Origin of the sequence: Vibrio sp. BS-M-Sm-2, from assembly GCF_041504345.1 — a bacterium.
GTDB lineage: Bacteria > Pseudomonadota > Gammaproteobacteria > Enterobacterales > Vibrionaceae > Vibrio > Vibrio satsumensis.
In genome coordinates, this window is record NZ_CP167894.1 from 1,792,386 (window position 1) to 1,814,006 (window position 21,621).

The following is a 21,621-nucleotide window of genomic DNA, read 5'->3' on the forward strand; positions in this document are numbered from 1 at the left end:
CCCTAGGCCGCTTTTTTATTATGTAATTTTTACTGAAGCATTCCAAATCAAGATTCAGCTTCTTCCTCTTCATCCGCATCTGGCTTACGCGTATAAAAACGTGCGAAGAACAGACCAATCTCAAACAAAATACACATTGGAATCGCCAACAGTGTTTGCGAGATCATATCTGGTGGTGTCAGCATCATACCGATGATGAAAGCACCCACAACAATGTAAGGACGCTTTTCAGACAAAGATTGAGGCGTTGTTGCACCCGTCCAACACAACAAGATAATCGCAACTGGCACTTCAAAGGCAATACCAAAAGCAAAGAACAGCGCGAGTACAAAATCAAGATAGCTTGAGATGTCGGTTGCGAACTCTACTCCCCCTAATGATATGGCTGTAAAAAAGCCAAATACCAACGGGAATACAATAAAGTAAGCGAACGCCACACCACAGTAAAACAGCAATGAACTTGAAGCCAATAGCGGCATGATCAAGCGTTTTTCATGCTTGTATAAACCCGGAGCAACAAAAGCCCACACCTGATACAAAATAAATGGAACCGCGAGGAATATAGACGCGATCAAGGTTAATTTCAGTGGTGTGAAAAATGGCGATGCAACATCGGTTGCGATCATCGTCGCCCCTTCCGGTAGACGATCTACCAAAGGTGCTGATACGAATTCATAAATATCATTAGCAAAATAAATTAGCCCGACAAATATCACTAGCACCGCGACAATCGCACGTAGTAGGCGATTACGTAGTTCTAGAAGGTGGCTAATTAAAGGCTGTGTCTGCTCAGTCGAAGACATGTCAAACCTCTTAAACAGGAAGATCGAAAAGGAGCCGCGCACCTATCTATCCAGTTGAATTGGTATCCACTTGAATAGATATCTACTTGAATAGCTGTCTATTTAAACATCTAGCGACTCAAGTATCCGGCGACTCCTCCTTGCGAGACTATTCGGCTTTCTTATCTGACGGTGCTGAAGCTTCGCTGTTGACCTGAATGGTTTCAGATTCCACAGTTTCCGTGACACTAGGTTTAGTCTCACTTGGCTTATCAGACTCAGGCTTAGCATACGGACGTTGAACCTCAGCAGCGGCCTGCTTGAGTTCATCGACTGACGCTTTAAGGTCTGGAGATAAATCTTCCATTCCCATTTTTTCCGCCTTGCGTAGGTTTTCTTGCAGCTCTTGCACCTTAAGCTCATGAGAAAGTTCATCTTTCACACTGTTTGCCATGCTTTTCGCTTGTCCAACAAACTTGGAAATACTGCGAATCGCCACGGGCAAACGCTCAGGCCCTAAAACCACTAACCCAACGACAGATATTAATACCAGTTCCCAAAAACCGATATCAAACACGATTTACGCCTGCTCTTTGTCTTTCTTTGTTTCAGCAGTTGTTTCAGCGTGAGCTTCTGTCTTCTGCTGTTCAATATTCTTTGGTTCGAAGTCTGCATCTTTCTTATCTGCAGGCTTGTCTTCATCGCTCATCGCTTTTTTGAAGCCTTTAACCGCTGAACCTAAGTCACCACCCATACCGCGCAGTTTCTTTGTTCCGAATAGCAAAATTACAATTACAGCAATGATTAGAAGTTGCCAAATACTGATACCACCCATTGTCATTGTCCTCGGGTCTGTCTACACATAAAAAATATTAAGAGAGTCTACTGTCTAACGACGGTAAGCTCGCCAACTAAGCAACCAAAATGTGACACCTGCGATGCCACAGCCCATAGATAGCTGCTCATAAGGGCTTGAAACTAATATTGCGGAGCATACGACTAAAGTGGCTCCAACGCCAAACAAAAACTTTCCAGTTGCTTGCTGACGCTTACTATCTCGGTAACCTTGATAAAGCTGATCCATTCTGTGGTTCATCGCTTTACCTTGGCGCAAGCTGTCATAAAGTAGCTCTGGCAGCTCTGGCAGTTTTTCTGCCCAGAATGGCGCGCGCTCTTTTACTGCATTGATCACAGCTTGCGGCCCCACCTGATTCATCATCCAGGTTTCAAGGAAAGGTTTGGCAGTTGCCCACAAATCAAGTTGCGGATACAACTGGCGACCTAGGCCTTCCACATACAACAAGGTCTTCTGTAGAAGTACCAACTGAGGCTGAACCTCCATGTTGAAACGTCTTGCTGTATTAAATAAGTTTAGCAACACATGGCCAAATGAGATCTCGCCAAGTGGTTTTGCAAAAATGGGCTCACACACCATACGAATCGCGAACTCAAAATCATTGACGTTGGTGTCGTGTGGAACCCACCCCGAATCAACGTGCAGCTCTGCAACCTTACGGTAATCTCGATTAAAGAAAGCCAACAGATTCTCTGCTAAATAGCGCTTATCTTCGCTGTTGAGCGTGCCGACAATGCCACAATCCAAACCAATCCACTGAGGGTTATCTGGATTCTCTGGGTTAACGAATACGTTGCCCGGGTGCATGTCTGCATGGAAAAAGCTGTCTCGGAATACTTGGGTGAAGAATACCGTCACACCACGTTCCGCCAGCAATTTCATGTTGGTGCCGTTGGCTTCTAGCGTCTCAATATCGGATACTTGAATCCCATAGATTCGCTCTGACACCATCAGGGTTTCACTGCTTAAATCAGGGATAACCTCAGGGACATACAACTCTTCACTGCCTTCAAAATTACGTCGCAGTTGAATCGCATTAGCCGCCTCTCGGCGCAGGTCTAGTTCATCAAGTAATGTTTTCTCGTACTCATGAACGACTTCAACTGGTTTCAAACGACGTGCTTCAGGAAGCGACTTAGCGACTATACGCGCCATTCGGTGCATCAGTTTTAGATCTGCGTCAATCACCGGGCGAATATCAGGTCGAATGACCTTCAGAACAATCTCTCGACCGCTCTCTTTAAGCTTGGCAGTATGCACCTGAGCGATAGAAGCAGAAGCAAGCGGCTCGATATCAAAGTCGGTAAACCAGTTATCTAAACTGCCACCCAGCGCCTTTTCCATATCTTGCTTAGCCAGTTGACCATCAAACGGCGCAACTTGGTCCTGCAACAACGCCAACTGATCGGCTATATGAGGAGGGAACAAATCACGACGGGTCGACATCATCTGTCCAAACTTGATCCACACAGGGCCAAGTTCTTGCAACGCAAGACGCAAGCGATGACCCAACTCTTTATCTTGATGCTTGTTCTTAAGCCAAAACAGTGACTTTCGCGCCAGCAAAGGAGCTTTAGTCAGTTGGTGTTCCGGCATCAACTCATCAAGGCCGTATTCCAACTGTACCTTGATAATATGATAAAGACGTTTCAGTTCTGTTGGGGTCATGCTTTCTCCAACAGAGCGTTCAACTTAGCTTCAAGACGAGCAGCAGAGCTTTTTACGTCATCAACCTGATCGCAAAAATGTGCCACCTCTAATGGCGCAGGAGCAATCTTCCACTCTTCAGTTAATACCTGAGCGAGGTGGTTTTGATGCTTAGTGGCTTGCTTCGCCACAAAACCACCGACGTTTTTAACGCCTTGGACCAAGGTATGCGCTACGACATCACCCGTCACACGAGATAACCACTCTTCCAAGTCAGGCTTGCAGTCTGTCATCAGCTGAGCAAATTTCTGTGCCAGTTGAATATCACCCTCTAAGATCAGCTTATCTTGCTTGATAAGCTTAGTGATGTTCGATTGCTCACGCAGTTCAGGTAACACCGATAGGTTCAAAGATAGGTAGCAGTCAGGCTGCCCTTCGTATTCCGACAACACATCGATTTGCTGGCTGAAAACGAAAGTGAGTGTTTTATTCAACTCTTTCAAATTAACTTGAATGATCTGCCCCTTTAAACGAGACAAACGACGAACCAAGGCTGGGTCATCGTTCACGAAAGTATTTAAAGAGGTTTCAATAACCGCGGTTACCAATGGATCAAATGGCATGACTGTCCTTACCTTTGAAAACGGATAAGCCTTAACCTATCCGTTCTGTCTTTATTCTTATTGTTTAGCACGCCCTACGAGCCTGCTACCAAGTTCGACTAGAACTTGTAACCGCGGTGCAGCGCAACAATGCCGCCCGTTAGGTTGAAGTATTTAGTATTCTCGAAACCCGCTTCCTGCATCATGCCTTCCAAGGTTTCTTGGTTAGGGTGCATGCGGATAGATTCTGCAAGGTAACGATAGCTGTCTGCATCATTAGCAATCAGCTCACCCATTTTTGGCAATAGGTGGAAAGAGTATGCATCGTAAACCTTTGATAGCGGCTCAAGTACCGGCTTAGAAAACTCAAGAACCAACAAACGACCACCCGGCTTAAGCACGCGGTACATTGAACGCAGCGCTTGGTCTTTATCGGTTACGTTACGCAGACAGAAGCTGATAGTAATGCAATCGAAGTAGTTGTCTGGGAAAGGCAGCTCTTCAGCGTTTGCTTGAACGTAATGTACGTTGCCCACAATACCGCTATCACGCAGCTTATCACGGCCAACATTCAGCATTGAGTTGTTGATATCAGCAAGAACCACGTGGCCTTTTTCACCAACGATACGCGAGAACTTCGCAGTCAGGTCGCCAGTACCACCACCAAGATCAAGGATACGTTGACCCGGGCGAACGCCACTGCAATCAATCGTGAATCGCTTCCACAAGCGGTGAACACCACCCGACATTAAGTCATTCATGATGTCGTATTTAGCGGCTACAGAGTGAAATACCTCTGCTACTTTCGCGACTTTTTCGTCTTTTGCGACTGTTTCGAAACCAAAGTGTGTGGTTTCTGACTCTACTGCTGAATTTGTCTGCACGCTTGTGTCCATAATGCTGTTATCTACCATGGTAAGTTCTCATCGACAGCGCTCTTTGTATTTAGAGGCGCTGCGGCCGATTAGTTTACTTTATCCTCAGCAGGTTGTCTTTCTACTAAGGAGGCATTTTCTGAAAAAGCCTCATTTTGCGCCATTTCAGCCAAACCAATCGAAATCGGTTTCTTCACTTCAACCCCCAATTGCTTGAAGCTTTCAGCCTGACGAATCACATTGCCCCGCCCTGTGACTAACTTATTCATCGCCCCTTGATAACTTTGGTTGGCTCTATCAAGTGAGCTGCCAAGGCCTTCCATATCATCAACAAACAGGCGCAGCTTGTCGTAAAGCTTGCTCGCACGTTCCGCGATAACTTGTGCGTTCTGGTTTTGTCTGTCGTTGCGCCATAAGTTATCAATGGTCCGCAGTGCCACCAGCAGAGTAGTTGGGCTAACCAAGATAATGTTTTGCTCCATCGCATCTTTAACCAAGCTAGGATCCGCCTGAATCGCCACTTGGAATGCTGGCTCAACCGGGATAAACATCAACACATAATCCAGACTCTGTATACCTTTGAGCTGATGATAATCTTTCTGGCTCAAGCCTTTAATGTGCGCTCGCAGTGACACCAAGTGATCACGCAGTGCGGCATCGCGTTGTTGGTCGGTTTCGGCATTGAAATAGCGCTCAAACGCCACCAACGCCATTTTCGAATCGACCACCACTTGCTTATCTTGTGGCAGATGAACGATCACATCCGGCTGGTAACGCTTGCCTGCATCGTTTTGCAGATTCACTTGCGTTTGGTATTCGTGGCCTTCGCGTAGCCCTGATTCAGCAAGCACGCGAGCCAGTACCACTTCGCCCCAGTTACCCTGCTGTTTGTTATCGCCCTTTAGCGCTTGAGTCAGGTTAACCGCTTCACGCGTCATACTCTCATTCAAACGTTGTAGGTTCTTAAGTTCGTGCACTAAGGTATGACGCTCTTTGGCTTCTTGGCTGAAGCTATCGTTCACTTGTTTCTTAAAGCCTTCCAACTGCTCTCTCAATGGAGACAACAAACCTTCTAAGCTCTGCTTATTCTGCTGATCGACCTTGGCAGTTTTACTCTCAAACAATTGGTTCGCTAACAACTCAAACTGCTGCTTAAGTCGAGATTCAGCTTGTTCTAGCAACTGCAGCTTTTCGCTATTGGCGAGGTTTTCTTGATCGTGCCTTGCCTCTTGCTCACGAAGTTCAGCTTCCAATTCAGACTTGTGATCCTTAAGCACATTGATCTCATCAGCGTACTGCTGGCGCTCTTGCTTTACCGCCTCAAAGTAGCGCAGCTTTTCCATCGCAGCCATCACCTTACCGTGCGCCTGTTTGAGCTCGAATGCCGCTTTGTCTCGGTCATCATCTAACTCATTGAGTTCTTGTTGCGCCTCTGCAAGTGATGATTTGAGCTGAGATTGCTGAGATTCATGCAACAAACGATCGGACTCTAGCTGCTGTTCGAGCAATCGCTGCTGAAAAGAGAGCTTCTGTTTAATCCACCAACCCACGACGCCACCGCTGACGAGCGCGCCAGAAATTGCAGCAATAAGCGTTGCCTGATGTTCGATAATCCATTGCATGATAATGATTTAGCCTAATTGGAAATAACTCATTAAATGGTATTTTGATACTGGATAAATGTCCAGTTTGCCGTATTAAAATTCGGCAGATAGACTAGGCGCTCCGTATTCTGTCCCATCAAATTAGAATGAGTTACCATGAACGAACGTCGTGCCTTAGGCTTTGGCCTTTCCGCAGTATTGCTGTGGTCAACGGTCGCTACTGCTTTTAAGCTGACCCTTGCTGAGTTTTCACCTATTCAAATGCTGACTATCGCTAGCATTGTGTCGTCGATTGCGCTGATCGCAGTCTGCGCTTTTCAAGGCAAGCTTTCTCAGCTGAGTACAACGTTCCTTTCAAACCCTTGGTATTACCTGCTGCTTGGCTTGGTTAACCCATTGGCCTATTACCTGATCCTATTCAAAGCCTACGACCTGCTGCCCGCTTCTCAAGCTCAAGCTATCAACTACAGCTGGGCTATCACGCTAACCTTAATGGCGGCGGTTTTTCTGGGGCAAAAGATTCGTAAGCAAGATTGGATCGCCTGTACTTTCAGCTATGCGGGTGTGGTAGTTATTGCGACCAAAGGCGATGTGTTAGGCATGCAGTTCGACAGCCCACTCGGTGTGGCACTGGCGCTGCTTTCTACTCTACTTTGGGCGGGATATTGGATTCTCAACACCAAAAACAAGGCTGACCCAGTGGTTGGCGTGCTGCTTGGTTTCTTAGTTGCATTACCCTTCGCGATCGGTTTAACCCTTTACGAAGGCGAAAGCTTTAGCCAAATTACGGCGAAGGGTTGGATGGCGGTGACTTACGTTGGTCTGTTCGAGATGGGGATTACCTTTGTATTGTGGTTATCAGCACTCAAGCTAACCAACAATACAGCACGTATCAGCAACCTGATTTTTGCCTCGCCATTTATCTCACTGATGCTACTTTCAACCATCATTGGTGAAGAGATTCACCCAGCGACACTGTTTGGTTTGGTACTGATCATTGCTGGCTTGGTGATTCAACAGATCAAGTTTTCTAAAAACAAAGCTGCGTAAATAAGAGCCAAAAGACTCGATTGATCGCGAAAACCATCAATTTAGTTACCTTTAACGCTAAACTAGATACAAAAATGGCGAGCCGTATGACTCGCCATTTTTATGTAATTTAAAATCTATGGGAAAACTTAAACCCACTGTCCCGCAGCAAAACCTGAGCTCCAACACCATTGGAAGTTATAGCCTCCAAGCCAACCTGTTACGTCCATTACTTCACCGATGAAGTAGAGGCCGGAGACGCTCTTACACTCCATGGTTTTTGAAGATAAGTGATTGGTGTCCACACCGCCTAGAGTCACTTCGGCCGTTCGATAACCTTCAGTGCCGTTTGGCGCAATTTTCCAGTTCTCTAGGTGCTCAACAATACCACTAAGTTGCTTTTCATTGAACTGCTTAAGCGGTTTGTCTTCCAGCTCTTTACGGTCAATCAACACTTCCACAAAACGCTTCGGCAGTGCTTTCGCCAAAGTATTTTTCAAACTCTGATTTGGGTGCTTCTCGCGAGAATTGGCCAGCAACTCAGCCACATCCACTTCAGGTACTAGATTAATCGAAACCGATTGACCCGCTTTCCAGAACGAAGAAATTTGCAGTACTGAAGGACCAGATAAGCCGCGGTGAGTAAACAGCAACGCTTCTTTGAACAAGGTTCCATCTTGCGCCGTGATCTCAGCAGGAATTGCGATACCAGAAAGCTCTGCGAAATCTTCTTTGTCTTCTTTATGCAGCGTGAATGGTACTAGCCCCGCCGTAGTCGGCATTACAGACAAACCAAATTGCTCAGCAATCTTATAGCCAAATGGCGTTGCGCCCAGCTTAGGCATCGACAAACCACCAGTCGCTACCACCAATGAGTCACATTCAACTTGGTCGGTATTGAGGTGCATCTGGAAGCCAGCGTCTGTTTTTTCGATGGAGTGAACATCACAACGGTAGCGTTGTTCGACTTTCGCTTGCTTACACTCGTCAAGCAACATGCTCACAATGTCTTTTGCGGTGTGGTCATTCACACAGAACAATTGGCCGTGATCGCGCTCTTCGAACTCAATACCGTACTTGCTCACCATCGAGATGAAATCCCAGTTGGTGTATTGAGATAAGGCTGATTTCACGAAGTGAGAGTTGTTACACAGGAAGTTGTTTGCTGAAACATCGTAGTTAGTGAAGTTACAACGGCCGCCACCTGAGATTAAAATTTTTCTGCCTGGCTTTTTCGCATGATCAACCACCAGCACTCGTCGGCCACGTTTACCAGCTTCCGCAGCACACATTAAGCCTGCGGCGCCCGCACCAATTACGATTACATCAAATTTTTCACTCATGTGGTTCTGCTTTTCTTCACTTTTGCAACCCGAGTACGCCCTGTTCTCGAAATGCCATCAATAAAAAAGGATGTGCATAAACAGCACATCCTTACTAATTGCTCGCTATTTTAGCGGCAATTTTAAACTTTGCAATTGGTGTTCAATTGTACAATTTGTAGACAGCAGCAAAACCACTATTTGGCTTAGCGAACCAACAACCGTAGTTTTACACCAAAAACTAAGTTCTACTTCACACGTGCTAAATGACTTAGACGATGAAAGAAGCCAGCAACGTTACACCCAGCAGGGCGGAAGAGAGTATGAATAACTTTCTCACACGATCGCACTTCGCAGTAAACACTTCATCGTGATGATGGTGATACTCTTTGCTTTTGATGTAGCTAAACAAGCGAACCTGTTTGGTCATATTGCCATGGGTTGTGAAAAAACCGCCTCCGTCTACTTGTTGATAAAGCAGAGGATGCGCTTCTCGCATAATATAAATGAGCGTTCTTAGCGCAGTAAAATAACGCGCCCAGTTCACGCAAGTCACAACCATTAGTGCAAATAGAATAGTGTCGCCGCTGATCATCCTTTCCTCCCTACATCTTCATAAGAAAACTCAAAAGAAAAAGATAATCAGTGTCTTTCTCGTACTACCTAAACGGCAGGAGCTTCCATAATTGAAGATGAACCATCTTTTGCCAATTGCGCTAGGTCTTTATCAATAAAGAACAGTGCTTTACCGTCTTCACCAACAAGTTCTAGCTTATCCAATACACCTTTAAACAACTTCTCTTCTTCGTGTTGCTCTGCAACGTACCATTGCAGGAAGTTAAAGGTTGAGTAGTCTTGTGTGCTGAAAGCAACGTGAGCCAGTTTGTTGATCTTTTCAGTAATCATCTGCTCATGTTCATAAGTTTCACGGAACACTGCGCCAAGGCTTTCGAATTCGTGTTTTGGTGCTTCAATCGCACCCAGAATTGGCATTGCACCTGTTTCGCTTACGTAAGTGAAAAGACGTTGCATATGTTCCATTTCTTCTACTGCATGAACACGCAGAAACTCTGCTGCACCTTCAAATCCTTTGTCTTCACACCAAGCACTCATTTGTAAGTATAGATTGGATGAGAAAAATTCTAGGTTAATTTGATCATTCAGTTGCTCAACCATAGTTTTTGACAGCATTTAAGACTCCTAATTACATCCTCAATTTTCTCTACTATATCACTATTTAATGAATATCTCGCAGGCCATTAGTTAACCAATATTTCGAGCTGTCATTACGCAAGACAGTGGATATGAGATCACTTCAGCAAAAAAAGCCATCGCATAGTGCTAATCTTTAAACAGACAATGAATAAAGGAGGTAGCGATATGAGTTACAAACATATTTTGGTCGCAGTCGATTTATCAGAAGACAGCAAATTAATTGTGGATAAAGCGGTAGCATTGGCAAAGCCATTGGAAGCCAAAGTCTCTTTTATCCATATCGATATTAACTACGCAGAGCTCTACACTGGCCTGATTGATATCAACATGGCCGAAACCCAGCACAACGCGATGGAAGCGTCTCGTATTCAGCTGCAAAATTTTGCGGAGCACGCTCAATACCCGATCACCCATACCCTCGTTGGCAGTGGTGATTTAAGTCATGAACTGTGTGACACCATCAACGAGTTCAATGTTGACCTCGTGGTTTGTGGTCACCATCAAGACTTTTGGAGTAAGCTGCTTTCTTCAACACGACAACTGATCAACGCGTCTCCGGTTGATATGCTGGTCGTGCCTCTAAGAGATTCAGAAGACTAATGATTTAAGGTTAGGTAACATACAGCTCATATCTTATTAACGAAGTTTTACTATGAGCTATTTAGCTGGTGTTACCCTCCTATGGGCCTTCTCCTTTAGCCTGATCGGCGTTTACCTTGCGGGTCAGGTTGACTCTTGGTTCTCTGTTTTAATGCGTGTTGCCCTTGCTGGCGTCGTATTTCTTCCTTTTCTAAAGTTTCGCGGCATATCGCGTAAGCTGATCGCTAAATTGATGGCAATTGGTGGTATCCAGCTTGGCCTAATGTACTGCTTCTACTATCAGTCTTTCTTACTGCTGTCCGTTCCTGAAGTCCTTTTATTTACGGTTTTCACACCAATTTACGTCACCCTGATTTATGACTTTCTTAAAGGGCAATTCTCTCCGTGGTACTTAGTGACAGCTGCAATTGCGGTATTGGGCGCGGTATTCATTAAATTCGCAGGCATCAACGAAAACTTTTTAGTTGGCTTCCTTGTCGTACAAGGCGCGAACCTCTGTTTTGCTATCGGTCAGGTGGGCTACAAAGTGGTGATGGAGAAAGAATCGACCGAGTTACCTCAGCGAACAGTATTTGGTTACTTCTACCTAGGGGCGTTATGCGTCGCGTCGGTTGCTTTCATGCTGCTGGGCAACCCCGAAAAACTACCAACCACAACACTTCAATGGGGAATCCTGATCTACCTTGGCTTGATTGCCTCGGGATTGGGTTACTTTATGTGGAATAAAGGCGCGTGCATGGTGAATGCTGGTGCGCTAGCGGTGATGAACAATGCATTAGTGCCTGCGGGCCTTGTGGTGAATATCCTGATTTGGAACAGAGATGTCGATTTAGTTCGATTGTCTATTGGTGGTGCTGTTATCTTGTTCTCTCTATTCGTCAATGAGACGTGGGTGAAGAAGCGCGTTGCAAGATCCGCAAGCAACGCCTAACTGCTTTCAATGAGCTGCATGAGTTAGCTCGGATAACCCCAAAAAGCAAAAGAGCGACCTTAGGTCGCTCTTTTTAAATCATCGCGGTAGCAACAAACCATTCAAATCAACTTCAGTGGATGTGATTGTGGCTCACTACCTGAGTCTTGGTTTCAGTGAAGGCAACGTCATCAAGTTGTAGGTTGATGCGTTCAAGATCACTTTCCAGTTTCTGACTTTTCTTAAACAGCTTTTGCTGCTTCTTAATCATCTTCACTAACTTTTTGTTGTATTTCTCTTGTTTCTTTGCCGCTTTCTTCGCACGCTTGAGTTCTGCTTTCTCATCACCACTCGCCTTCGCCATCAGTTTTTTCAGCTTGGCTTTTTTCTGTACTGCTTCTTTTTTTGCAAGATGAGGGGCAATATCAGCAGCGGCTGGATCGAATATTTGCACGCTACGCTCAATTGACTCGTTGATTTCCGCGAGCGATAGCTCAGGTACAGGTAATGTTTCCGCTAACAGGCCGCATGCTGCCTTCTCTTCTACAGGCTTGTTCTGACAACCAAGAGGTGGAATTGCTGTTGGTTTGCATAGATTAGCTTGATCCGCCGAAGAACGAGCACAAGAACGACACACAAACTTAGGTTCAGTAACCAAGCTGTGGATCTCGCCCAAGTGTTCAGTGATATCTCGACGGTTTAACTTACAAAAGCGTTTAGCCATGCTACAACTCCAGCTAAGAATAATAATGATTCTTAGTTAGATATACATCCGTAACGCGACTATCGCAAGTGTTAAATGGCATTTTATCGTATTTATGACGGGAAATTTTCTTAGCGTGTCTCTAAGTTATTGATGCTTTATCTAAGTCATTGATGCTTTCACATACACATCAAAACGATTCTTTTTGGTTTCGATCGCCATGCTCGGCTTTTGCTCGTGTAACCAAGCCGCATAATCGGGTCTTTTAACCACAACTCGCTCTCGATGCCAACTTCATCGCCGGTTCAAATAGACCATCAGCATCCAGATCCGCACCCACTAAAGATTGGAATACGCGCATCTCTTTTTTGACCAAAGCTGATTTCTTTTTGTTCTCAGGGTGTGGGTACATTGGATCGAGGTACACCACATCAGGCTGTTCAAAATTAGGATCGTTACTAAGCTTATCCAACGCATCATGGCTCGAAGCGTGAATCAACGTCATACGTTCGCTTACCCAACAACCAATATCAGGGTCTTGCTGTGCACGCTGTAATCCATCATCAAGCAGCGCTGCCACAACAGGATGACGCTCGACCATTTGCACCTTACAACCTAGAGAAGCCAATACAAATGCATCACGCCCTAAGCCAGCCGTACCATCAAGAATGGTTGGCGTAGCCCCTTTATTCAAACCTGCCGCCTTAGCGATTGCCTGACCTTTACCGCCACCAAATTTACGTCGATGACCAACCGCACCGCCAACTAAATCAACGAAGATAGCACCTAACTTGGGTTCGTCTACTTTGCGTAGCTCAAGTCGTTCGCTAGTCAGCACCAAAGCAAATTCGCTGCTTTCATCGTGAGATAAATTCCAACGGGTCGCTAAGTCATTCAGATGATCGATTTGTGTAGCATCTTCGCAAATCAGTTGTAGTTGCAAGGTCGTCTCCAACAGACAGTAGTATTCAAAACAAAAGAGGCAACCAGTTTACCTGATCGCCTCAACAATACATATTAGCGGTGCAAAGTAATCCCAGCTAAAGTCGGCTTACCTAAACCAATGGCTCTCTCTCGCGTTCTTGTCTTAACTCTTCAACGAGCTCCGCCAGTGGCTTAGGTCGTCCTATGATGTAGCCCTGCGCGTAGTTCACACCAAGCTCGATCAGCTTGTCGATGATCTGGGTATTTTCAACGAACTCAGCCACGGTGTGCTTGCCCATCTGCTTAGCAAGATCATTAATCGAACGAACCATCACATGATCCATCTCGTTGACATCAATATCACGTACAAATAGGCCATCGATCTTTACAATATCGACGGGCAGTTTTTTCAGATAACCAAATGACGATAGCCCTGAGCCGAAATCATCCAATGCAATCATGCAGCCAAGCTCTTTGATCCGAGTGAAGAATTTGATCGCTTGTTTCATGTTGCTCATCGCAGCCGTTTCGGTGATTTCTAAACAAATCTTATGGCAAGGCACTGACGATCTCGCCAAGCTTTCAATCAAGAATTCAACAAACTCCCTGTTACCCATCGAATGACCGGACAGATTGATTGAACACATCCCAAGTTCATCAATCACCTCAGGTCGATGTTCTAACCAAGCCAATGTTTGACTCACGACTCGGCGGTCAATCAAGTGCGCAATGTTATAACGCTCTGAGGCAGGCATGAAGATCCCCGGGGAGATGTATTCCCCTTTGATGTTCTTGATGCGTACCAAAATCTCGAAGTGCATTTTATCGCTGTTTTTATTTAGGCCAAGAATACGCTGAGCAAACAACTCTAAGCGATCGTTAGCCAAAGCCTCATGCACTAGGTTGACGCTCTCCATCTCAAGATGACGACGACGCAGGTCTTCATCATCTTGATGGTAAAGGTTGTAACGGTTACGGCCTTCTTCTTTAGCGGCATGACAAGCCGCATCCGCCTGAGCATGCACCATCTGCGGTGAAGCGGCAGTATGGTCAATCAATCGAATGCCAATAGAACAGGTCAGGTTGAGACGAATATCATCCCACAGGAATGGATTGTCGCTCATCATCGAGATAATACTGCGACATACATTAACCGCATCGCGCTCAGTGCAGTCTTTGATTAATACCGCAAACTCATCACCACCCATTCGTGCCAATACAGCATTATATGGCAGTACCTCTTCCAATAACTGCGCACTAAACAAGATCGCGGCATCGCCCGCTTCATGCCCTGCGGTATCGTTCAAGACCTTCAACTGATCCAAATCTAAGAACAACATCGCGTGAGTTCGCATGTGACTCTCAACCTCTTTAAGCGCTTTTTGCAGCTCTTGCTCAAAGTGGTTACGGTTGAAGGTGTCAGTCAGCAGGTCATAGCGAGCTTGATACTCTAGCTTTTCAGAAAGCTCGTGCGTCTCGGTGATGTCTTCACCCACAATCAACAGCTGATCAGACTCGACCAACGGGCGGATATTTTCACGAATCCAGATCTTGCTACCGTCGGCATGGCGATATTCGATATCACGACGCCACACACCACGAATTTTATGCTGTGGTTGCAACAAGATATGGCGAGGAATCATCGCATTCTCATCAACATAGAACTCTCTAGGACGATGCCCTAATAGCTGATCTAGTGGATAACCCAAAAGCTCCTCGGCAAATTGGTTCACTTGTTGAATGCGATTATTGCCATCGAGCGTAATCATCATCACAGGCTGTTTGTCGTAATACAGCTTCAAGTTCGCTTCACGTTGGAACAGTTTATTCTCAGCAAGTTTACGCGAAGTCACGTCGCGCGCCTCAAATAGGAACTGAATGTCTTCCTCTTCACTGTCTGGCATCGGTTTCAATGAAATATCCAACACCATCGCCCCACGATCACGACACCACACTTCAGCTTCAAATCGTAAGGCTGGGTGCTCATTTTTTGCGATGAAATATTCGGTTAGCACTTCTCGTGCGGAATCTTCCCAGTGTTGATGTTGTTGAAGCGGCGTTCCCAATTTATAGCCTTGATTATAAAGCAGCTCATGTAGCTTGCTGTTACTCGACAACAACACACCGCCCTTATCAATAATGCCCATGAACTGCAGGCTTTGGTCGAATATCGATTCCAGTAGCAGCTGGCTTTGTCGGCTGGCACGTTCACTTTTTTTAAGGCGATTAAGGTAATACACCAAGGTCGCGATGACACACGACATAACCAAAAACAGCAAACCTATGGTGCGAATTTCATCGCGGTAGCGTACTAAAAATGACTTAGGCTTGTTGAGGAAGGTCACCGAGGCTTCATTCTCTGCACCCAGACCCCAACGTGAGATTTGTTGGTAATCGAGTTTGATTTCTGGCGCGCCAGCAACCACTTGGGGCAGCGGTTTATCCGGATTGGCGAGCACATTCAGTAGCACTCGCCCAGTGTCTCGACCTTGCGTTTCACCACTTTGAATCACACCACCAATCGCACCAAAACCTAGCCCTAGATCGTGCACCATATACAGTGGCATTTGAGTCTTGATATTCAGTTGTCGCCAATCTTCATCGCTACTCACTCTACCTTGTGCATCGCGGTAATAGGCCCAAAATAGCAAGCTCTTACCTAGATCAGCACGTTGAGAAAATTCCATTAACTCTTGGTAGGAATCCGGCACATAGTGCTCAACGAGATCAGAAAAATCCGGATGAGTTTTGATGAAAAGATCGATTTGAGAACGAATCGCCTCCCCCGTGACCGAGTGATCGGTAACAATGTAGATCTTCTTTACGGTCGATTGAAGACGTTTAACCAGCTCGATATTGCCCACTAAGTCGATATCTTCGGTGATGCCCGTTGCGTTCAAACCTTCGATCATTTCAGGCGAGAAATTATTGATGCCACCAAAGATGACAGGTGTGCTCTTGAGATCGGGCGCAAGGCGCTTCATTAGGTTGAGCGCATTATTGTCACTAACGACAATTGCTGCAAATTCTTCATGCTGTAGCTTGGTGTGATAAAGCTGATACACACGCTCTAGGTATTCTTGGTTTTGGGTACGTTTACTATCGAGATAAACGACACGGTAAGACAACCCGTCGCGATCGAGTTCTTCGGACAATCCTTTATGGAAATCATCCGTCCAGAAAAAACCTTGATGGTAGGAGTGGATCACCAATACATCTTTTGTCTGCGCCGAAGCAAATACGCTCCAACACATCGCAATAAATAACACCCAAAATCGCACTGAATTCACCCTAACATCATTGTTGCTGCTAATATTATCACCCTTGGCTATGATATGTACTCTAGCCGATATATTTTCATTAAATCTAAGGGTTACGCATGTCCACAACCACCGCTCGTCTCGATGACCTAGACCGTGCCATTCTGAAAACCTTAATGGAAGATGCTCGTACACCTTACGCAGAGATGGCAAAGCAGTTTGACGTAAGCCCTGCGACTATTCACGTCCGTATCGAGAAAATGAGATCGGCCGACATTATTGAGCGTACCGAGGTTGTGGTAAACACGAAAAAGCTAGGTTACGACGTATGTTGCTTTATCGGCATCAACCTTAATGCAGCCAAAGATTACCACTCGGCAATCGCCAAGCTGAATGCCCTAGATGAAGTGGTTGAAGCCTACTACACCACTGGTGCCTACAATATTTTCGTTAAGCTGATGTGTAAATCGATAGAAGAATTGCAGTTCGTGTTGATTGATAAATTGCAGGCGATCGACGAGGTTCAATCGACTGAGACATTGATTTCATTGCAAAACCCAATCAATCGCAATGTGAATCCATAATCGATTGATAAATAAATACAAAAAGAGCCTCACTAAGAGGTAATGCCAGTCAGTTAAGCTGACTGGCATTTTTTCTGTTTGTTGCATATTTCTTGGGTTTCAGTTTTACCCAGCGAGGATAGCTTCTATCTTCTCTTCGGGGTGGTAGGATAAACATAGATACTTGCTGTAATAACACTTCATAGTGTTTAGGTAGTTTTCCCGGGCTCGTTAAAGGTAAAGCAGCGAAGTATTGAGTCACAGCCATGGCACTACTCGTAAAGCTTAATTGATTCGGCCAGATGCTATCTAACTTACTCGCTGCTTTTGTCATAACCTGCCTTATAAGGTTATAGGCTAACAAAATTCCCCAGAGCTCCTGTTTGACCATATCTGGCCGCTTACTTCGCAATGTATACTCACTATCCAGCAAGGTTTGCTTCATTTCCCGATAGCCTAATTCGATCTCCCAACGATAGCGATAGAGCTCTACGATGTCTTCACCAGGAAAGCGCAACCCATCACACATTGATGTAAGTACCTGATATTCCTTACCCTTGATAATTTTCGATACTAACCTTGCTTCTATTGTCTCAGGGAGATCACTGAACTTCTTTCTTGCCTGAGGTGTTGTTTTTATGGCAACGATAGCGTCACTCCGGCTGTATTTATGGACGACTTCATACTGAAAGTCCTTTCTCACAGGGAGCATCCAATGCCTTTCTTGACCTACTTTGTTCCAACGATTAAGCAGCCCTAAAGAGTAATATCCTTTATCAAAAATAGTCAGAGAATGATTTGGTGTTTGCTCGATGAGCTCTTCTGCGAGCCGCATTTCGCTGGTGCGATAGTCAGAGAATGCACTATCGATTAGTTGATGACTTGTAAGCTCCATCAAGCAAACCATACGTACCTTAGGGTAAATATTTTCAGATGATTGATTACGCTGTGCTTTAAATTCTTGATGATTTTCAGGTGTATCTGTTGTTCTCCAAACGACACCATCGACGGAGAGAAGGTTTAATCCACACCAAGTTTCGAAGTTAGACGCTTGATAGCTATGCGCTGCCATCTTCTTAAAGACTTGCTTTACACCTTCTTCACCTAATCTCTGCCTCGCTTGAACAACAGCACTTGGTGCAACAAAGCGTTGTTTGTCTGGCAGGACAATATCGAGTTGGTTAGCGATATCCCAAACAGATTGTTGACGAAAGAGACTCATTCCAACAACGGACCAAAGTACTGCTTCCAAAGGTAACCGCCTTCTTCTAACGGTTGCTACGCCAGCTTGCTCAAAGCCTTGCTGGATAAGCTCTGGACTAAGAATGTCAGAGTATTTGTCAAAGTGATGGAAGGTATTACATGACCGAAAAGTATTAGCAAGTTGGCTTTCTAAAGACATAAAAAATCCGATATTAGTTTCCTAATATCGGATTTTGAAGCCTTTTGAGGATCGGTCAAATGATCTCACAAATTTCTTAACTGATCGGCATTACTCACTAAGAGGCTCTTTTTACATACTAACCAGCACAATATTACGCGCTGATACCCGCATGACGAAGCATTGCATCGATTTGTGGCTCACGACCACGGAAGCGTTTGAACAGCTCCATCGGCTCTTCACTGCCACCCATCTCAAGGATGTTGTTCAGGAAGCGGTTACCGGTTTCAGTGTTGAAGATACCCTCTTCTTCAAATGCCGAGAACGCATCTGCAGATAAGACTTCTGCCCATAGGTAGCTGTAGTAACCTGCACTGTAACCACCAGCAAAGATGTGGCCAAAGCTGTGTGAGAAGCGGTTCCAATCAAGGCTTGGCAGTACCGATACCTTAGACTTAACATCCGCTAGCGTTTCTAGTACGCGAGCACCAACTTCTGGATCGTATTCTGTGTGTAGCGTGAAATCGAACAGGCCAAGCTCTAGCTGACGCAGGATAAACATCGCTGATTGGAAGTTCTTCGCCGCAAGCATCTTCTCTAGCATCTCTTTTGGTAAGGCTTCACCCGTTTCGAAGTGACCAGAGATAAACGACAGCGCTTCTTCTTCCCAACACCAGTTCTCTAAGAACTGACTTGGTAGCTCAACGGCATCCCAAGGCACACCGTTGATACCTGCCACAGCACCCGCTTCAACTTGCGTTAGCATGTGGTGGATACCGTGGCCAAACTCGTGGAACAAAGTCACTACTTCATCGTGAGTAAATAGTGCTGGCTTATCACCAACAGGTTTATTGAAGTTACACGTTAGGTAAGCGACAGGTGTTTGTAGCTCGCCAGACTCGGTAATACGACGACCACGACAGTCATCCATCCACGCTCCGCCACGTTTGTGTTCACGTGCGTACAAATCTAGGTAGAAGCTACCGCGCAGTGCTCCTGTCGCATCAAAGATATCAAAGAAGCGCACTGACTCATGCCATGTGTCGACGCCTTCACGCTCTGTTACCGACATACCAAACACACGGTTTAATACCTCAAACAGGCCTGAAACTACGTTTGATTCAGGGAAGTATGGACGAAGCTCTTCATCAGATATCTCGAACAGGTTCTGTTTTTGTTTCTCGCTGTAGTAAGCGATGTCCCACAGGTTTAGCTCAGAAACACCAAACTCTTTCTCAGCAAACTGACGCAGCTCTTCAACTTCGCGTTCACCTTGTGGTTTTGCTTTTACTGCTAGGTCGTTCAGGAAGCCAAGAACCTGATCTGGCGTTTCTGCCATCTTGGTCGACAGTGATTTCTCGCTGTAAGTGCTAAAACCCAGCATGCGAGCGATCTCGTGACGCAGTTTAAGTTGCTCGGTGATGATCTCTGTGTTGTCCCATTTACCAGCATTTGGTCCACGGTCCGAAGCGCGTGTTACGTACGCTTCGTACAGCTCTTTACGTAGCTCTTGATTATCACAGTAGGTCATCACCGGTAGGTATGATGGGATATCCAGAGTCAGTAGGTAACCTTCTTGCTCTTTAGACTCCGCTGCCGCTTGAGCTGCCGCCAGTGCTGATTCAGGCATGCCCGCTAATTCAGCCACGTCTGTCACCTGCTTGCTCCAACCCATGGTTGCATCAAGCACGTTATTTGAGAACTGAGAACCTAGCTCAGACTGGCGCTTGCTGATCTCGCCGTAGCGGTGCTGCTCGTCTGCTGGCAAGCCAATGCCCGACAGTTCGAAGTCGCGCAGTGCATCGGTAATGGTTTTTTGTTGCGCTCGGTTTAATGCCGAGAATGCTTCACTGGCCTTGATCGCTTTGTACGCTTCAAACAAGTCTTTGTGTTGACCAACCCAAGTGCCGTACTCAGACAATACTGGTAGGCAGCTCTCATACGCTTCACGCAGTTCATCGCTGTTCACAACCGAGTTCATATGGCTTACTGGTGACCAAATACGGCCTAAACGATCATCCACTTCTTCAATCGGAGCAACTAGGTTGTCCCAGCTTGGTGAAGTATTACCTTCAAGTACTTGTTCTATCTTGTTGCGACACGCTTCAATCACTTGCTCAACCGCTGGCTTAACGTGCTCAGGTTTGATTTGTGAAAACGGAGGTAAGTCCGTGAAGGTTAATAGCGGATTAGACATATAAACATTCCTTTGGCTTTAGAGACTTTCGTCTTTTTTGTAATGAGGTCGTCTTACAGTCATCAGGCTCAGGTTCGCCCTAAAAAATCACCTGCGAATAGTTATTAAATAGTGCCCAATAAGGCAAATTTCAATAGTAGAACCAATAACTAACCACATATTGCAGACGACTGTTCCTGAATTGTTCGAGAATTTATGGTCCATTGAGGGTTATAATGGTCTGATTAACCCCACCTACACTAACCACACTCTAAATCGAGAGTGTTACGAGAGTTTAATTTGTTAAGTTATCGCCACAGCTTCCACGCAGGTAACCATGCCGACGTAGTAAAGCATATCGTACAGAGCCTTATTCTTAATTCTTTGAAACAGAAGGATAAGCCTTTTGTTTATCATGACACTCACTCTGGTGTAGGTCGTTACGACTTAACGCATGAATGGTCTGAAAAAACCGGTGAATACAAGCAAGGTATTGCACGCGTGTGGGAGCAAAAAGACCTTCCTGAAGACATTCAAAGCTACCTTGAGTCTATCTCAACGCTAAACAATGGCGACAAGCTGCGCTACTACCCGGGTTCACCACGTGTTGCACGTGCCCATCTGCGCGAACAAGACCGCATGGTACTGACCGAGCTTCACCCAGCCGATCACCCGCTGCTTGAGCAAGAGTTCCACCGCGATCGTCAGGTATCTATCTACAAAGAAGATGGCTTCCAACGCTTAAAAGGCAGCCTACCACCAAAAGAGCGTCGTGGTTTGGTACTTATCGATCCGCCTTATGAGCTAGCAAGAGAGTACCGCGATGTGGTGACGGCGATTGCTCAAAGCCATAAGCGCTGGGCAACTGGTATCTACGCAATTTGGTACCCGGTAGTAAACCGTTGTGACATCGAAGATATGATCGAAGGCTTAGAAAGCTTAGGCATCAACAAGATTCTACAAATCGAACTTGGCGTATCACCAGACACCAACGAGCGCGGCATGACAGCATCAGGCATGATTGTTATCAACCCGCCTTGGAAGCTAGAAAGCCAAATGAACGAGATTCTTCCATTCTTGAAGGAAGCAATTGCACCGGCAACCGGTCACTTCAAAGTAGAGTGGATCGTACCCGAGTAATCTCGAATCCACATCATAGACTGAAGAATCTT

19 protein-coding genes and 1 pseudogene are annotated in these 21,621 nt (G+C 45.6%); 5 read left to right on the forward strand and 15 right to left on the reverse strand.

The genetic code is table 11. From position 1 onward, the window contains the following. Positions 1-47: 47 nt before the first annotated feature. From tatC to rmuC, 7 genes are all read right to left on the reverse strand, one after another. Positions 48-803, reverse strand: a complete 756-nt coding sequence (gene tatC, locus AB8613_RS08055) for a twin-arginine translocase subunit TatC (protein ID WP_017060156.1) — start codon at positions 801-803, stop codon at positions 48-50. Positions 804-951: 148 nt separating this feature from the next. Next, positions 952-1,359 carry a Sec-independent protein translocase protein TatB gene (gene tatB, locus AB8613_RS08060; protein WP_048612432.1) on the reverse strand — a complete coding sequence of 136 codons (408 nt, stop codon included), beginning with the start codon at positions 1,357-1,359 and terminating at the stop codon, positions 952-954. A gap of 3 nt (positions 1,360-1,362) precedes the next feature. Continuing rightward, the gene (gene tatA / locus AB8613_RS08065; RefSeq protein ID WP_017060154.1) at positions 1,363-1,617 is read right to left on the reverse strand and encodes a Sec-independent protein translocase subunit TatA; all 255 of its coding nucleotides are present in this window, start codon (positions 1,615-1,617) and stop codon (positions 1,363-1,365) included. 54 nt (positions 1,618-1,671) lie between these two features. Beyond that, positions 1,672-3,306 carry a ubiquinone biosynthesis regulatory protein kinase UbiB gene (gene ubiB, locus AB8613_RS08070; RefSeq protein WP_052880270.1) on the reverse strand — a complete coding sequence of 545 codons (1,635 nt, stop codon included), beginning with the start codon at positions 3,304-3,306 and terminating at the stop codon, positions 1,672-1,674. Then, entirely contained in the window at positions 3,303-3,908 is a 606-nt protein-coding gene (locus AB8613_RS08075; protein ID WP_327784993.1) for an SCP2 domain-containing protein, read from the reverse strand. Before AB8613_RS08075 ends, ubiB begins: the two co-directional genes overlap by 4 nt. 98 nt (positions 3,909-4,006) lie before the next feature. After that, positions 4,007-4,786 carry a bifunctional demethylmenaquinone methyltransferase/2-methoxy-6-polyprenyl-1,4-benzoquinol methylase UbiE gene (gene ubiE, locus AB8613_RS08080; protein WP_026012235.1) on the reverse strand — a complete coding sequence of 260 codons (780 nt, stop codon included), beginning with the start codon at positions 4,784-4,786 and terminating at the stop codon, positions 4,007-4,009. Positions 4,787-4,851: 65 nt separating this feature from the next. Beyond that, complete coding sequence (gene rmuC / locus AB8613_RS08085; protein ID WP_146491957.1) at positions 4,852-6,384, reverse strand: DNA recombination protein RmuC; 1,533 nt, start codon at positions 6,382-6,384, stop codon at positions 4,852-4,854. Positions 6,385-6,522: 138 nt separating this feature from the next. Here rmuC and AB8613_RS08090 point away from each other — a divergent pair, with 138 nt between their 5' ends. Next, on the forward strand, positions 6,523-7,416 hold the full coding sequence (locus tag AB8613_RS08090; protein WP_048607574.1) for a DMT family transporter: 894 nt from the start codon (positions 6,523-6,525) through the stop codon (positions 7,414-7,416). 128 nt (positions 7,417-7,544) lie between these two features. Here the strand turns inward: AB8613_RS08090 and AB8613_RS08095 are convergent, their stop codons facing one another. From AB8613_RS08095 to ftnA, 3 genes are all read right to left on the reverse strand, one after another. After that, positions 7,545-8,738: an NAD(P)/FAD-dependent oxidoreductase gene (locus AB8613_RS08095; RefSeq protein WP_372383694.1), complete on the reverse strand. Its 1,194-nt coding sequence runs from the start codon at positions 8,736-8,738 to the stop codon at positions 7,545-7,547. Positions 8,739-8,988: 250 nt separating this feature from the next. Then, the gene (gene uspB, locus AB8613_RS08100) at positions 8,989-9,312 is read right to left on the reverse strand and encodes a universal stress protein UspB (protein ID WP_146491955.1); all 324 of its coding nucleotides are present in this window, start codon (positions 9,310-9,312) and stop codon (positions 8,989-8,991) included. A gap of 68 nt (positions 9,313-9,380) precedes the next feature. Next, the gene (ftnA, locus tag AB8613_RS08105; protein ID WP_017066029.1) at positions 9,381-9,908 is read right to left on the reverse strand and encodes a non-heme ferritin; all 528 of its coding nucleotides are present in this window, start codon (positions 9,906-9,908) and stop codon (positions 9,381-9,383) included. Positions 9,909-10,097: 189 nt separating this feature from the next. Here ftnA and uspA point away from each other — a divergent pair, with 189 nt between their 5' ends. After that, a complete protein-coding gene (gene uspA / locus AB8613_RS08110) occupies positions 10,098-10,532 on the forward strand; it encodes a universal stress protein UspA (RefSeq protein ID WP_017060149.1) in 435 nt (144 codons plus the stop codon). 52 nt (positions 10,533-10,584) lie between these two features. Further along, positions 10,585-11,463, forward strand: a complete 879-nt coding sequence (locus AB8613_RS08115; protein ID WP_146491954.1) for a carboxylate/amino acid/amine transporter — start codon at positions 10,585-10,587, stop codon at positions 11,461-11,463. A 112-nt stretch (positions 11,464-11,575) separates the two neighbouring features. Here AB8613_RS08115 and AB8613_RS08120 read toward each other — a convergent pair whose 3' ends face one another. The 3 genes and pseudogenes from AB8613_RS08120 to AB8613_RS08130 all read right to left on the reverse strand — a co-directional run bounded on the left by AB8613_RS08120 (position 11,576) and on the right by AB8613_RS08130 (position 16,323). Next, positions 11,576-12,166: a hypothetical protein gene (locus tag AB8613_RS08120; RefSeq protein ID WP_146491953.1), complete on the reverse strand. Its 591-nt coding sequence runs from the start codon at positions 12,164-12,166 to the stop codon at positions 11,576-11,578. 141 nt (positions 12,167-12,307) lie between these two features. After that, positions 12,308-13,088, reverse strand: a pseudogene (locus AB8613_RS08125) (class I SAM-dependent methyltransferase). A 112-nt stretch (positions 13,089-13,200) separates the two neighbouring features. Continuing rightward, positions 13,201-16,323: an EAL domain-containing protein gene (locus AB8613_RS08130; protein WP_372384806.1), complete on the reverse strand. Its 3,123-nt coding sequence runs from the start codon at positions 16,321-16,323 to the stop codon at positions 13,201-13,203. Between the two features lie 125 nt (positions 16,324-16,448). On the opposite strand from AB8613_RS08130, the gene asnC reads away from it, so the two are divergent. Then, a complete protein-coding gene (gene asnC, locus AB8613_RS08135) occupies positions 16,449-16,913 on the forward strand; it encodes a transcriptional regulator AsnC (protein WP_008218581.1) in 465 nt (154 codons plus the stop codon). A 49-nt stretch (positions 16,914-16,962) separates the two neighbouring features. On the opposite strand, the gene AB8613_RS08140 is transcribed toward asnC, so the two are convergent. Beyond that, positions 16,963-18,294 carry an IS4 family transposase gene (locus AB8613_RS08140; RefSeq protein WP_372383695.1) on the reverse strand — a complete coding sequence of 444 codons (1,332 nt, stop codon included), beginning with the start codon at positions 18,292-18,294 and terminating at the stop codon, positions 16,963-16,965. A 133-nt stretch (positions 18,295-18,427) separates the two neighbouring features. After that, positions 18,428-20,470, reverse strand: a complete 2,043-nt coding sequence (gene prlC, locus AB8613_RS08145) for an oligopeptidase A (RefSeq protein ID WP_372383696.1) — start codon at positions 20,468-20,470, stop codon at positions 18,428-18,430. Between the two features lie 279 nt (positions 20,471-20,749). Here prlC and AB8613_RS08150 point away from each other — a divergent pair, with 279 nt between their 5' ends. Then, positions 20,750-21,589: a 23S rRNA (adenine(2030)-N(6))-methyltransferase RlmJ gene (locus AB8613_RS08150; RefSeq protein ID WP_372383697.1), complete on the forward strand. Its 840-nt coding sequence runs from the start codon at positions 20,750-20,752 to the stop codon at positions 21,587-21,589. Positions 21,590-21,621: the final 32 nt, after the last annotated feature.

What these genes read in the sequence shown, in the direction of transcription:
- tatC (WP_017060156.1), bottom strand. Translation starts at nt 803, where the DNA reads ATGTCTTCGACTGAGCAGACACAGCCTTTAATTAGCCACCTTCTAGAA.
- tatA (WP_017060154.1), bottom strand. Translation starts at nt 1,617, where the DNA reads ATGGGTGGTATCAGTATTTGGCAACTTCTAATCATTGCTGTAATTGTA.
- ubiB (WP_052880270.1), bottom strand. Translation starts at nt 3,306, where the DNA reads ATGACCCCAACAGAACTGAAACGTCTTTATCATATTATCAAGGTACAG.
- AB8613_RS08075 (WP_327784993.1), bottom strand. Translation starts at nt 3,908, where the DNA reads ATGCCATTTGATCCATTGGTAACCGCGGTTATTGAAACCTCTTTAAAT.
- rmuC (WP_146491957.1), bottom strand. Translation starts at nt 6,384, where the DNA reads ATGCAATGGATTATCGAACATCAGGCAACGCTTATTGCTGCAATTTCT.
- AB8613_RS08090 (WP_048607574.1), top strand. Translation starts at nt 6,523, where the DNA reads ATGAACGAACGTCGTGCCTTAGGCTTTGGCCTTTCCGCAGTATTGCTG.
- AB8613_RS08095 (WP_372383694.1), bottom strand. Translation starts at nt 8,738, where the DNA reads ATGAGTGAAAAATTTGATGTAATCGTAATTGGTGCGGGCGCCGCAGGC.
- uspB (WP_146491955.1), bottom strand. Translation starts at nt 9,312, where the DNA reads ATGATCAGCGGCGACACTATTCTATTTGCACTAATGGTTGTGACTTGC.
- ftnA (WP_017066029.1), bottom strand. Translation starts at nt 9,908, where the DNA reads ATGCTGTCAAAAACTATGGTTGAGCAACTGAATGATCAAATTAACCTA.
- uspA (WP_017060149.1), top strand. Translation starts at nt 10,098, where the DNA reads ATGAGTTACAAACATATTTTGGTCGCAGTCGATTTATCAGAAGACAGC.
- AB8613_RS08115 (WP_146491954.1), top strand. Translation starts at nt 10,585, where the DNA reads ATGAGCTATTTAGCTGGTGTTACCCTCCTATGGGCCTTCTCCTTTAGC.
- AB8613_RS08120 (WP_146491953.1), bottom strand. Translation starts at nt 12,166, where the DNA reads ATGGCTAAACGCTTTTGTAAGTTAAACCGTCGAGATATCACTGAACAC.
- AB8613_RS08130 (WP_372384806.1), bottom strand. Translation starts at nt 16,323, where the DNA reads ATGTGTTGGAGCGTATTTGCTTCGGCGCAGACAAAAGATGTATTGGTG.
- asnC (WP_008218581.1), top strand. Translation starts at nt 16,449, where the DNA reads ATGTCCACAACCACCGCTCGTCTCGATGACCTAGACCGTGCCATTCTG.
- AB8613_RS08140 (WP_372383695.1), bottom strand. Translation starts at nt 18,294, where the DNA reads ATGTCTTTAGAAAGCCAACTTGCTAATACTTTTCGGTCATGTAATACC.
- prlC (WP_372383696.1), bottom strand. Translation starts at nt 20,470, where the DNA reads ATGTCTAATCCGCTATTAACCTTCACGGACTTACCTCCGTTTTCACAA.